This window comes from Pantoea sp. JV6, from assembly GCF_025910055.1.
In the GTDB taxonomy this organism is placed as follows: domain Bacteria; phylum Pseudomonadota; class Gammaproteobacteria; order Enterobacterales; family Enterobacteriaceae; genus Pantoea; species Pantoea agglomerans.
Genome location: NZ_JAPCIM010000027.1, coordinates 99,023 through 111,570, shown reverse-complemented (window position 1 = coordinate 111,570; position 12,548 = coordinate 99,023). Strand labels below are relative to the sequence as shown.

Genomic DNA, 12,548 nt, shown 5'->3' with positions numbered 1-12,548 from the left:
TGTCCCACCCACCCCGGAATCTTACCCGGCCGACCCAGACACGCTGGACCCCTCAGCTCCGGCAATGATGACGGTATTACGTCCGGCGGCTTTTGCTTCGTAAAGCGCTTCATCGGCACGCCGCAGCAGAGAGTCGCGATCGCTATCCTGATCGCTCCGCAAAGCCACCCCGGCTGAGATGGTCATCGTTCCGGCAAACGGAAAGGTGGTGGCGCTGACGGTCTCACGGATGCGCTCCGCGGTGCGGACGGCATCAGCCAGCGTGGTATGCGGCAGCAACAGAATAAACTCCTCGCCGCCAAACCGGCTGACGATATCGCCGGTACGACAAGCCTGACGCAGCAACGCTGCCAGGCTCACCAGAACCGCATCGCCCGCGTCATGCCCGTACCAGTCGTTTATCTTCTTAAAATGGTCAATATCAATGGCGATGGCACACTGTTCATGCTCACTGTCTGACTGCGCCGCCAGCGCCGAAAATCCGCGTCGGTTGCAGAGCCCGGTCAGCGGATCGGTCATCGCTTCATCGTTTAGCGCGGCAAGATGACCCGCAACGGCGTGCCGATGCGCCTGCACGGCTTCTTTGAGCCGATCAGCCTCGTAATACCAGGTTTTGACCGTGGCGAGAGATTCCGCCTGGGCTTCGCTGCCGCCATCGCGCACTCTGTCCGCCAGCTTTTCCAGTGGAGAGGCGATTCGACCGGCCATAAAGGCAATAATGGCCGCTGTTACGGCAATAATGCCCAGAACGAACCAGACGGCGCTTTCTGCCGTGCGCATCAGAATATGCCTGACCGTTTCAGAGGTGCCGGTAATAAAAACGTTCCAGCCGGTTTTATGCAGTGTGCCATAGCCAGTCAGATAGTGCTGTCCCTCACTCTCCAGCGTGAAATGCCCGCTTTCTGTCGTGGCGAGCCGTTTCTGCAGTGCCAGACTCAGCAGCATCTTTGTTCCGACGCGCGCCGCGTCATGACTGAAAATAATCAGCCCTTCATTGCTGACCACGCTGACCGTTGAACCATTAGAATAGAAATGCTGGCTCAGGATTTCGCTCAGCATGCTCTGTTTCTTGAGATAAATAGTCCCGCCAATGTAGCCCAGATAGCGGCCATCTTCGCTGAACAGAGGTTGTGATAAAAACACCACATAGTTACCGGCCGCAGAGGTAAAAGGAGCAGAGATAAAAGGCTTTTGGGTCGCTATGGCCTGCAGGCTGGCAAGTGAGTGCAGCTTCACGCCAATGAGATTCAGACTATCAGGTGAGGTTGCTGCAATAATGGCATCATGATTTACCACCACCACCGAGTTGAAAAAGCCCGACTGCATTCGCAGGCGATCGCTCTCTCCTTCCAGTCGTTTAATATCGCTAAGCTCCTTGATCTGCGACGCACTCCAGGCCAGTTCACGTTGTGCTGTCGCCAGGTAACGATCGGTGGTATCAGCCAGCTTGCGGGCATAGGCAATGTTCCCTTCAAGCAGACTGTCTTCGATGTTGGCCTTCTGAAAGAGCAGCAGCGCACTCAGCAGCAGACCGGAGGTCAGAATGACGCCCCCGATGGAAAGCAAAGTCAGCAGCGAGCGAAGGCGCATTTTTTCATGGGGCATTGCAGTCGGGATCCGGATTAAGTGTCATCTGAGTGTAACAGTAGACGTTTCACGTCAAGGGCCGAACAGAAGATGATTTACACAGGATCACGGCGCATTGCCGGGCGCAGCACACAACCGTCCAGCCCTGCATAAAGGATTGTTTAGCGTTTCGATAGCCCTGATAAGCAACAGCAGAAAATGATTAAGCGGTAATAATGATACTGAGCAGGCCGGTATCTGTGCAGATGACGCACTATTATTACCGCTGACCGTGATAACAACGCCATATGGTCGCTGAAAATAACGGGGCAGGCTCTGCCCCGTTTATCATTACGTTAAAAATATGCGTAGAACAGTTAAATAAAACCTGCATCAATAATAAGTAATTGTGCATCAGCCTTATCTTTTAAGCGAATTTAACGCCAGAACGATTTAATATAAGAGCGGCTGCTGAGCCTTTTAATAAAATGATGCGGACAGGTATAGCGGCGCCCTTCCCACTCCAGATTAAACCACTGAAATTCATCATTTTTAATTTTTTCCAGCAGGGTCATTGCCTGCATCGGCGTCTGAAAAGCATAAGCTTTCATCACGCCCTCCTGGGTGCATAAATCAATATGAACCATGTAACCCCCGGGTGTTAAAAAGATCGGACATTTTATAATTATTGAAAATCCTCTTTATCATAATCCATTTATCGGCTGCCGATTATCTGATTTCGTATTATTTACGTAAAAATTTCGCATCTATTTCCCATTTAAATTTTTGGGCAACCCTGCCTTATTTCATCAATTAATTTGACCATGTATACGAAATCCAGCCAGACCCGAATAGATCGTAACCCATGTTTAATGCAGCTCAGAGGGTGGCGACGATAAGCGATCGCAGAAGATGACGTATACCTGCTCACATTGTCAGCATTGCACCGTCTGGCAGGTCCAGAGCCGTCATGCAGAGGGGATGTAATGGTGCTGGCTGAGAGGTTGAGATGGTCATAAACAGAGCACATCGTTTACACTCTCATCAGCCTCATCTGCAATCCGGTAACGGTACAGATGTATCGCGGAGCGAGGCAGGAGATCACTGACGGCGGGCAATAAGGAATCTTATGCTGGATTATATGGTGTCGCTCTACCGTACTGTTCCTGTCTCATCTGAACGTCTCAGCGACTGGCTTGCCAGCTGGCTGGCGCAGCAGCAGACACGATGCCACGATCACCATTTTTCTGCCGCCTTTCCATGGCGTGAAACCGGTCTGCCCCAGCACGCCTTTTTGCAGCGAGAACTGACGATAAACGGCCAGCGTTATCTCACCGGGCCGCGCTATCTGGGTGGCGATCCTGCACAGCCCTTTATTGAGGTTGTTGCGCGTGACGGCATCATCGATTACAGGGTCGCTAGCGCCATTATGCAGGCATGGCAGCCGCTGAAACCTCTGAAGCTGCGCATCCTGTTGCCTGCGACTTATCCTGACATCGGTATAACAGATCAACTGCTTTTCCTCAGCGACCTGGCTTCACTCTCTGTTCCTGTCGACGAAGATATTTCACTGGTGACAGCCTGCCGGAAAGATTATCCCGCCTGTATCACGGCGATTAACCGCGCCTATCGTGCCAGCTGGCACACGCTGCCGCATCTGCGCGATCAGTTACTGGCAACCAGCAGGCAGGAATTACGGGAGGATATCGCCGCGGGACATGTGTTTCTGATTATCTGGCAGGGCATAGTGGCAGGGCTGATGATTTGTGTCCCCCGGCGACTGACCTTTATTGAGGGGTTTCAGATTATGGATGAGGTGATTATGCCCGCTTATCAGGGCCGTGGACTCGCCGCGCGCGCTCAGCAGCGTTTGCTGCAGCAGCTTCATCATCATTATGGTGAGAAGGCACTGCTGACCGGTACCATTCTGCCCGGTAACACCCCTTCACTGCGCAGCGCGCAAAATGCCGGGCGACGCTGCGTGCTGAAATATCAGTTTTTTACCCCTGCCGATTTACGAGCCGGCCGACAGGCAATTTAAATCACCATAAAGCCAGCTCAATCAACTTATCCTGCACACTGTAAACGCGCTGCTTAAGGCTCAGGCTCTCGTCTGCGCTGATCCATTTTGCAGCAAACGCACCATTAATTTTTTCCAGTGCGATTTTGGTGCTGCTTTTCAGACCTTCGTGCCAGTTCGCGTCTGAACGTTTTGCCGCCTGTTTTTCCAGGCTCTCAACTAACGCCGCGACACTTTTACCACCGGTAGTAGCTTCGGATACAGACATACCTACCTCGTTTTGCTGCTAAAAAACGGCCACACTCGCGGAACATATTATACCTGAACCCTGATCGGCATGGCGCTTTCCTGTGCGCACTACCCGGCATGCCTCGTAAACTCATTCTGGCATCACAGAGATGACGTAAATGGCGCAACGCCACCTGCATCAGGGGGGAATCCATTCAAACGTCATATCCAATCAACCCGCCAGCATTGCAAATTAATGTGAATTTTTAATGACCATAAAGATAAAAAATAACTTTAAAATTAATGACCTGTTCTCATTTCACTGACCCGCCTTGTGATTCACATTTTGAAAACAAAATAATCACACATAGTTATTTTTTCATGCATAAATTAGTGCCAGTTTTCATTTATGGAGCAGGCAAATGACTCACTTTGTGGCAATTTTTTTCTCTTCACTGTTTATGTGCAGTAACGTTTTTGCAGGTACAGTCTCATCCGTCTCTCTTGGGGCGCTTTCTACCTCGCTCAACGAACGGATGCAGGTGATGAAAGCGGTGGCGGGTTATAAAGCACTGCATCATTTACCTATTGAGGATCTGCCACGGGAACAGGTGGTGCTGGATAACATGCTGCAAAACGCACAACAGGCCGGGCTTGAACCCCACTCCGTGGAGCCGTTTGTTCACGCTTTGATGAACGCCAGCAAGGCGATCCAGTATCGCTATCGGGCTGACTGGCTCTCAGCACCAGACAGCGCTGTTCCTGTCAGGGATCTGGCCGAGACCAGACAGCAGATACAACAGCTGGATACCCAGCTCCTGACGGCGATCAGCCAGCGGCTGATGACCGGCGCCTTCTCGCAGGAGGACAAAGAATTTCTGATGTCACACCTCACGGCACCTCACCTCAGTGAGAGTGATAAAAACAGCCTGTTCGCTTCCCTCTCCCGCATTCAGCGCCAGCACTAATCCTCTATCAGCGGAGAACGCTATGCAGCTTCATGAACTCATGGACCCCGACTACTCTGACAATCCCTTTCCCCTTTATCGAAAACTGCATCAGCAGGGATCGCTTATCCCTGCCGGAGATAAGATCATCATCAGCGGCAGTCACGCCGTGGTGGACGCCCTGCTGAACGACCGGCGGGTCGGTAAAAATTATATGGAAAGTGTCAGAGTAAGATTTGGTGATGATGCAGCCGGACTGCCGCTGTTTCAAGGTATCAGCAGAATGTTTCTGGTGCTGAACCCACCCGATCATAACCGGTTAAGAGGACTGGTTATGAAGGCGTTCAGCGCCCGGGAGATTAAATCTCTTCGGGAGATGGCGCTGACGATAGCCAATGAACTGGTTGATGAACTGGAAGGGCGTCGTGCCTGCGATCTGGCTCAGGCATTCGCTTTTCCGCTACCGGTGCGCATTATCTGCCGGATGCTGGATGTTTCAGAATCTGATGCACCAGAACTGGGTCGCCTTACCTCTGCGCTGGTCAGGGTTTTCGATCCTCAAATCAGTCAGCCAGATTTGCTGAAAGCCGCTGAAGCTTTTGCCGTACTGGAAAGTTACTTCAGTGCCGTGATCGTATCCCGACGTGATAGCACCGCCAGTGATCTGGTGTCGCTTTTTCTGCGTAGCGGCAGTGATGGCGACCGGCTGGATCACGATGAGATCATCGCCAATGTGATACTGCTGTTTCTTGCCGGTCATGAAACTACGTCAAACATGCTGTGCAACACCATTCTGGCCCTGCATGCTCATCCGCAGGAACTTGCGAGCCTGAAACAGAATCATGCGCTGATACCCGATGCCATAGAGGAATGTCTGCGCTACGACAGTTCGGTCCAGATGCTTTACCGCACGACTCTGGAAGAGATTGAGCTGGCAGGAGAGCTCATCCCGCCCGGAACCCGCTTCTTCCTTAGCCTTGGTGCAGCCAATCACGACCCGCTGGTATTTACCTCTCCGGAACGGCTGAATGTCCGGCGGCATGAGGGGCGCTGTCTGGCATTCGGTGGCGGTATACATCACTGTATGGGCTACCGGCTGGCACTGGCAGAAATGGAGGTGGCGCTGGAAGTATTACTGACCCGATTGCCAGAGATGCGGCCCGTGACCGCCGGCGTTCGCCGCAACCACAGAGCCAATCTGCGTGGCGTCAGCGCCCTGCCGGTCGAATGGTAAAGCACTGCAACGCCCGGCGGTTAACCGCGCAGCCGCAGCGTGGCGGGCAGGATAAGCTGACTGTCAGCGGGATCCTCACCAGCGATCATGGTGGTCAGCATAGAAAAGCAGGCCTGCGCGAGTGCCGGGACATTCTGCTCAACCGTGTCGATCGGAATGGAGAGTGAATCATAGAGATAGTGATCATCGAAACTGGCAATGCGGATGTCGCTGGTCAGCAGGTTATGCTCGCTCATGTAGCGCAGTACTCCCTCCAGCAGACCGCAGGCGGCGGTGAACATCGCTTTAGGGGGGCGTCCCAGCCTGCGACAGAGCGCGGCAAACATCTCATAGCCACTGCCGGGATGGTAGTTACCCTGAATTATCCACTCCGGCCGCAGCGTCACACCCGCCCGCATCAGCCCCTCTTTGAATCCCGTCAGACGATCCTGGGTCGGGGAGAGGTCAGACTGTCCGCCAAGAAAGTAGATCTCCTCCGGACAGGTGCGCGCCAGCTTTTCGACCAGCTCAGCGGTGGGCGTCACAGAGTCGGTGATGACCCAGGGCAGCCTGGTGTTATTCATGTGGCGGTCAAACAGCAGCACCGGCAACTGTTCGCTGAGGCTGACATAGTCGCTGTCGCTCAGCATACTGGAGGCGACAATCAACCCGTCGACCTGACGCGCCACCAGGTTATTGACCACGGCCATCTCCTGACCGGCATTTTCATCGGTGCAGGAGATCAACAGTTGCAGACCGGCGGCGCGACAGAGATTTTCCAGCGCATGGGAAAAGGCCGCAAAACCGTGGTTGGTGATCTCCGGCACCACCAGCCCCAGCGTATGACTGCGGGCGTCATGTAGCATACGGGCGTGTATGCTGGGCTGATAATGGTGTTCCCGGGCCAGTGTCAGAACCCGCTCACGCGTCTCCTTCGCCACCCGTAACTCTTCGCCACGGCCGTTGAGCACCAGGCTGGCAGTGGCTTTAGAAACCCCAGCCAGCCCAGCGATGTCACTGATGGTAACGCGTTTTGTTTTTCTCACGGCAAGGCATCGGTTAGTGAAACAAGGGCTTATTCTACCATGCAGCGACGTAACGACCAGTAGCGGGCCTGCAGTTCTGCGCGACCGCGCAGGGTTAGCATCGCCGGGTGGTCCGGAAAATAACGGCTGCTCATCACCCCTTCCCCGTCGTTGATGAAGATCTCAACGCTGGAGTGGTCACACAGGATCTGCAACCGGCGTGCAGCCCCTGTCCAGTAACGATAGGTCCATTGACCCGATACCAGGCTGCGACGGGCAAGCCGCAGTTCATTCTGCTGCCACGTCAGGATCAGCGTATCGGCGAAATTGAGTTCTATATCGCCCAAGCTCTCCAGCTCAAGCTCAAGCTCCAGCCGCTGCGCGGCAATCGGCGGCGCGTCATCGGCGCGGCCCTGATAATGCAGCTCCCTCTCCCGCAGCGCCTGCAGTTCTGCAATCGGCTGCTGACAGAGCCGGCCATTGCGGGAGCTCAGCTCGCGCAGACAGGTCATCTGATGGATCCAGTGATGCGCCACGGTTGGCTGGGCCATCTCTTCACCGTCTGGCGTTCCCATCCAGCCCACCAGCAGACGCCGGCCGTCAGCGGTCAGCGTGGTTTGTGGTGCATAGAATTCAAACCCGGCATCCATTTCGTTCAGCGGGCCATGCAGGTAGGCAGGCTGCTGATAATCCAGCGAGCCACTGAGCCAGGCGCAGGCGTGACTGTTCAGGTAGCGTTTCTCTTCAGGCACAACACCCTGCGGACAGCAGATCAGATACGTGCTGTTGCCGAGGGTGAACATATCCGGGCACTCCCACATGTAGCCAGCGGCGTCCAGCCCGCCCAGTTCGCTGCCTGCAATCTCGCCGAGATTCTGCCATTCGCGCAGATTATCAGAACGCAACAGCAGCACCCTGCCCTGCAGCTGGGTATTCTGCGCGGCCAGCACCATGTACCAGTAATCTTCATGACGCCACACTTTGGGATCGCGAACGTGGCCGGTGTAGCCCTCCGGCACGGCGATAACCGGACCGAGTTTGTCAAAACCGCCGGCGCTGTTCTGCTGCGCCAGACACTGCCACGCGGTGCGCGAACCATCATCAAACTTCACATTGCCGGTGTAGATCAGCGTCAGTACACCGTTATCCTCTACCGCACTGCCCGAGTAACAACCGCTGCGGTCATACTCCTCGTCCGGCATCAGGGCGATGGGCTGATGTTGCCAGTGCAGCAGATCGGCTGAGCGCCAGTGTCCCCAGCATTTTTGCTGATGCGCGCACTCCAGGGCGTTCCACTGATAGAAGAGATGATATTCACCGTCGAAATGGATAAAGCCGTTGGGATCGTTTAGCAGACCGGTTACCGGTGCCAGATGCCAGCCAGGGTAGTGGCTGTCGCTGAGCGCCTTTGGCATACCCTGCATCACCGCCTGCAGAATGGCGGCAAGACGTGTTGATGAGGCCATTATTCAGAATCCGTTTTGTATTTAAGCAGGTAAGAGATCACAAACGCAGTGGTGAACGCGATGGCGATGCCGATGACATAGTTGAGCAGAGAGCCAGCCTGGACAATCGCCATGCCCGGCAAACCGGTCAGTCCGACCGCAGTCATATAAACATGGACCGACACCACCCAGGCACCACCGAGCGCGCCGCCCACCAGACCCGCTATAAAGGGTTTCATAAAGCGCAGGTTAATACCAAAGATAGCCGCCTCGGTAATCCCCAGTAGCGCGGAAAACGCTGAAGGCAGCGAAATCGCTTTGATCTTCGCATCGCGGGTTTTAAACCATACGGCCAGACAGGCACCGCCCTGAGCCACGTTCGCCATCGCCCAGATAGGCAACAGGAAGTTCACGCCGATGGAAGGATTGCCCAGCAGTCCGGCTTCGATAGCGTGAAAGCTGTGATGGACGCCAGTAATCACAATCACCGAATAGAGTCCACCAAACACCAGTCCTGCCAGCCAGCCGGCGTGCGCAATCAGCGTACTGAGAATAAAGGAGATGCCATCACCCAGCATACGACCCGCCGGACCGATAATCAGCAGCGCAATAAAGCCGGAGATAATCACCGTCAGGAACGGGGTCAGGATCAGATCCAGCGCATCCGGGATAACCCGACGCAGCTGCTTTTCCAGCATGCTCATAAACCAGACCGCCAGCAGCACCGGGAACACCGTGCCCTGATAGCCAATCATCGCCACTTCAATGCCGAAGAAGTTCATGGTGTGGAAACCGGCGGCGACGCCCCAGGCGTTGGTCAGCGCCGGATGAGTGAGAATGCCGCCCAGCGTCGCACCAAGAAACGGGTTACCACCAAACTCGCGGGCAGCCGTAAAGCCAATCAGGATCGGCAGGATAATAAAGGCCGCCGAGCTGCACATATCCAGCATGATGTAGAGCGCATTTTCCGGATTGACCCAGCCGTAAGTTTTGACCATCCCCAGCAGGCCCATCAGCAGACCTGATGCCACAATCGCCGGAATGATCGGCACAAAGATGTTCGACAACAGGCGAGCGATGCGCTGGAAAGGGTTGAGCTTACGTGCGGCTATATCAGCGGCCTCAGATTTGCTCGATTCACTGATGCCCGCCTCGGCGATAAAGGCAGCGTAGACCTTGTTCACCACGCCGGTGCCGAAGATAACCTGAAGCTGGCCCGCATTGCGGAAGCAGCCTTTAACGCCCTCAATCCGGCCAATCGCGGTGGTATCCGCTTTTTCATCATCGGCCAGCACCAGCCGCAGCCGGGTGGCACAGTGAGCAGCGCTGGCGATGTTCTCTTTACCACCCAGCAGGGGCAGCAATGCCCGCGATATTTTTACATAGTCCATACACACCTCAATATTGTTATGTTTTTATCCATCCTGATCTCTGGCCCCGGCATCCGGGGCCGCCCGGTCAGAACCAGGTTTCCATCTGTACGCCGAAGTTCCATTCGCCACCGGCATCGAATCCTTTACTGCCGAAAGCGTCGTCACTGGCATAGTTATCCAGCCGGTGATCCCAGTTCATCCAGGTTGCAAAGAGACGAATTTCCGGACGTTTGAGGAAATCACCGACATCACCGGCTTTCAGGGTTGGCGCAACGGTGAATTTGGTAAAGCTGCCGCTGACCGCATTACGGTTGTTGTAGCCTTGGGGACGCAGATCCATGTACTGATAAGAGCCTTCATACTGCATCTCAAAGTTCTGGGTGATTTCCTGAATCAGCCGCAGGTTGACTGTCGCCCAGTCATAGCTGTCACCTTTGACGTAACGATCGTCACTACGCTGAGCCAGTAAAGCAGGTGCAATGTGCCAGCCACCGCCCAGCGGGGTAATACCGTAACTCGCCAGACGCCAGGTGTCCGCTTCCGGCAACAGTGCGCCATCAGAACCAATCGACTTCACCTCTGCGCCCAGTCCATGACCATAGAGCAGTGCAGTTTTCGACGTGCCTTCTCTCAGCCCATAAAAGCTGTCGTTATGCAGGCCAAGCAGCGCATGTACGCCGGTTTCTGCCGCATCGCTTTTGACTCTGAGGCCGTCGATGTCACGGCGATCGTCGTTATCCTTTGCCCGCATACCGCTGACCATCAGCTGTACCGGCCCGACAAAGTTATTCAGCGACAGGATGTAGTTCTGCGCAGTGTTTTCATTGTTTTCAATGTCGCCAAAGGTACGACCATAAAGGGAAATGTTACTGCGCGCCTGATCGCTCCATTTCATGTCGTAAATACCGGCACCGGTACCGGCAAGGAACACCACATCGGAGTCGATCCAGTGAATATCAAAGTTATCGCGATCAAAACGCTTACCGGCCCAGACCGTGGCGTTATCGAATGCGCCGCTGAAGGTGGGAAGCTGCCCGAGCTCGACAAACGCCTGACGCAGGTTGAGATCGCTGCTGGCGGCTGTCCAGTCGTTGTAGGTGCGCTGTCCATCGGCCAGCATCGCTTTGAAACGGGTGGTCGCGCCGTTGTCCAGCGTCTGTTTATGTTCAAGGTTGAGCTCAACGTAGGTATCCGGTTCATTACCAAGGCGACCAACGTGACCGCCGGTTTCCCCGGCAGGGGTAACGGTCGGGCCACCCTGAGTTTTGGCGGCCGAGCTGTTCATCAGCAATCCTGAACGGGCATAACCGTGGAACTCGAAGCCACCTTCATCGGCTGATTTTTGTTCCAGTTTCGCGGTGCGCTGCGCGACCTCAGCGGTGGAGTTTTGGGTCTGTTGTTGCACGGCAGCCAGCTGCTGTGCCTGCTTCTCAGCCATCTGTGCCTGTTTCTCCGCGACCTGTGCGCGGGTTTCCGCTGCATTCGCTCGCTGCTCGGCTGCCTGCAGTCGCTGCTCCATGGCCGCAAGGCGTGCTTCAATGCTGCTCATACTGGAGTCGGCCCAGACTGATGTGGAAAGTAATATCGTTGAGAGACTCACTGCTAACGTGCTTTTTTTCATTTTTTTATGTCCCTGAAGAGAGGCTATCATCACCGGATTTTTTGCTAAACCGGTTTAGGCGCAAATCATAGCCACGGGTAATTTCCCTGCGCAATGAAAATTGCTAAACCGGTTTAGTGATTGTGAGATAGCTCCCAAAACAGGGGCAATAAGATAATCAGCCTGGCAGGTCGTCCAGCTGGTGGAGCCGCGGAAGTGCTGTCATGGCCCCTTTAGCCGTGGTTGCCAGTGCACCGCAGCGTTGTGCACTGGTAAGGCAGATGGCCAGCTGCGATTCATCGGCAGGAAGACCCGACTTAGCCAGCCCCCATAGTAATCCGGCCACGAAGGCATCACCTGCGCCCGTGGTGTCGATGCTGGCCACGGGCGAAGTAGCATAGTGGTATAGCTGGCCCTGATAGCAGGCGATCACACCTTCCCTGCCCCGCGTGACCAGCAATAATTTTATGCTGAATCGCACTGCCAGCTGCGGCATGGTGATAGCCGGTTCCTGATCCGGACAGAGAAAATTGAGTTCCTCGTCGGACAGTTTAACCACGTCCGCATGGCTCAGCGCCTCGTTCACCACCGCATGCAGCAGTTCCGGATCGGGCCAGAGGTCATGACGCAGATTTAAATCGAAACAGACATGCCCGCCTGCTGCCCGGATCTGCTCCATGGCAGTCAGGGTCGCCGTGCGTGAAGGTTCAGCTGATAAGGCAATCGAACAGCAGTGCAGCCACTCCCCGTGCCGGAATACGGGCAGGTCTTGCACCTCAAGAAACAGGTCAGCACTCGGCCTCACCATAAAGGTAAAGGAACGTTCGCCATGGTCATCCAATCCGACCACCACGGTTGAAGTGCGGTGCTGCGTATCAGCGATCATGTAGCGGGTATCAACCTTCTCTTCAATGAGCGTTTGCCGCATAAACTCACCAAAGGGATCATCCCCTACCCGCCCGATAAAAGCGCTGTTTCCCTGCAGACGGGCAACTCCAACGGCGACATTGGCGGGCGCCCCACCCGGACACTGCATCAGGCGACCCGGCATTTCGGGAAGCAAATCAACCACGGCATCCCCGAGGCACCATACGCGTACAGACATAAAAAACTCCTCTGATTAAACCTGAT

Annotated in this window: 11 protein-coding genes; 3 read left to right on the top strand and 8 right to left on the bottom strand. The window is 54.9% G+C overall.

What is annotated here, in order from left to right; all coding sequences use genetic code 11:
• Window positions 1-21: 21 nt before the first annotated feature.
• The gene (locus tag OK412_RS23090; protein WP_052271896.1) at window positions 22-1,605 is read right to left on the bottom strand and encodes a diguanylate cyclase; all 1,584 of its coding nucleotides are present in this window, start codon (window positions 1,603-1,605) and stop codon (window positions 22-24) included.
• Between the two features lie 398 nt (window positions 1,606-2,003).
• Window positions 2,004-2,177, bottom strand: coding sequence for a hypothetical protein (locus OK412_RS23085; RefSeq protein ID WP_010256913.1), 174 nt, complete (start codon window positions 2,175-2,177; stop codon window positions 2,004-2,006).
• 518 nt (window positions 2,178-2,695) lie between these two features.
• Between OK412_RS23085 and OK412_RS23080 the strand changes: the two genes are divergently transcribed.
• Window positions 2,696-3,607 carry a GNAT family N-acetyltransferase gene (locus OK412_RS23080; RefSeq protein ID WP_187511485.1) on the top strand — a complete coding sequence of 304 codons (912 nt, stop codon included), beginning with the start codon at window positions 2,696-2,698 and terminating at the stop codon, window positions 3,605-3,607.
• A 1-nt stretch (window position 3,608) separates the two neighbouring features.
• On the opposite strand, the gene OK412_RS23075 is transcribed toward OK412_RS23080, so the two are convergent.
• On the bottom strand, window positions 3,609-3,854 hold the full coding sequence (locus OK412_RS23075) for a hypothetical protein (protein ID WP_010256916.1): 246 nt from the start codon (window positions 3,852-3,854) through the stop codon (window positions 3,609-3,611).
• A 382-nt stretch (window positions 3,855-4,236) separates the two neighbouring features.
• Between OK412_RS23075 and OK412_RS23070 the strand changes: the two genes are divergently transcribed.
• Window positions 4,237-4,782, top strand: coding sequence for a chorismate mutase (locus tag OK412_RS23070; RefSeq protein WP_264353639.1), 546 nt, complete (start codon window positions 4,237-4,239; stop codon window positions 4,780-4,782).
• A 22-nt stretch (window positions 4,783-4,804) separates the two neighbouring features.
• The gene (locus OK412_RS23065; protein ID WP_264353638.1) at window positions 4,805-5,995 is read left to right on the top strand and encodes a cytochrome P450; all 1,191 of its coding nucleotides are present in this window, start codon (window positions 4,805-4,807) and stop codon (window positions 5,993-5,995) included.
• Between the two features lie 20 nt (window positions 5,996-6,015).
• Here OK412_RS23065 and OK412_RS23060 read toward each other — a convergent pair whose 3' ends face one another.
• The 5 genes from OK412_RS23060 to OK412_RS23040 all read right to left on the bottom strand — a co-directional run bounded on the left by OK412_RS23060 (window position 6,016) and on the right by OK412_RS23040 (window position 12,522).
• Entirely contained in the window at window positions 6,016-7,020 is a 1,005-nt protein-coding gene (locus OK412_RS23060) for a substrate-binding domain-containing protein (RefSeq protein ID WP_039387344.1), read from the bottom strand.
• Between the two features lie 29 nt (window positions 7,021-7,049).
• Window positions 7,050-8,465, bottom strand: a complete 1,416-nt coding sequence (locus tag OK412_RS23055; protein ID WP_264353637.1) for a sucrose-6-phosphate hydrolase — start codon at window positions 8,463-8,465, stop codon at window positions 7,050-7,052.
• Window positions 8,465-9,835 (bottom strand): sucrose-specific PTS transporter subunit IIBC, encoded by a 1,371-nt coding sequence (locus OK412_RS23050; RefSeq protein ID WP_010256928.1) that lies wholly within the window; start codon window positions 9,833-9,835, stop codon window positions 8,465-8,467. Before OK412_RS23050 ends, OK412_RS23055 begins: the two co-directional genes overlap by 1 nt.
• Window positions 9,836-9,902: 67 nt before the next feature.
• The gene (locus OK412_RS23045; protein WP_052271890.1) at window positions 9,903-11,438 is read right to left on the bottom strand and encodes a carbohydrate porin; all 1,536 of its coding nucleotides are present in this window, start codon (window positions 11,436-11,438) and stop codon (window positions 9,903-9,905) included.
• A 157-nt stretch (window positions 11,439-11,595) separates the two neighbouring features.
• Entirely contained in the window at window positions 11,596-12,522 is a 927-nt protein-coding gene (locus OK412_RS23040) for an aminoimidazole riboside kinase (RefSeq protein ID WP_052271889.1), read from the bottom strand.
• Window positions 12,523-12,548 lie beyond the last annotated feature (26 nt).